General features: G+C 61.4%; 1 protein-coding gene. It reads left to right on the forward strand.

The window, feature by feature from the left end; translation table 11 throughout:
* A partial coding sequence (locus KJQ96_RS39125) for a GMC family oxidoreductase N-terminal domain-containing protein (protein ID WP_213291233.1) occupies positions 1–272 on the forward strand: 272 nt, incomplete at both ends.

The following is a 272-nucleotide window of genomic DNA, read 5'->3' on the forward strand; positions in this document are numbered from 1 at the left end:
CATGATCTACATTCGCGGCGACCGCGACGATTATGAGGATTGGAAAGCGCAGGGTTGCGAAGGCTGGGGATATGACGACGTTCTGCCCTGGTTCCGCAAGACGGAGGCCAATGCCCGCCTGTCGGATCGTTATCACGGCGCCGAGGGACCCCTGCATGTCGTCGATACACCGTATCGGCACCCCCTGAATGCTGCGTTCGTCCGTGCGGCGCAGGAAACCGGTGCCGCCTTCAATCACGATTTTAACGGCCCGTCGCAACTGGGCGTCGGCT

The organism is Bradyrhizobium sp. sGM-13 (assembly GCF_018398875.1).
Lineage (GTDB): Bacteria > Pseudomonadota > Alphaproteobacteria > Rhizobiales > Xanthobacteraceae > Bradyrhizobium.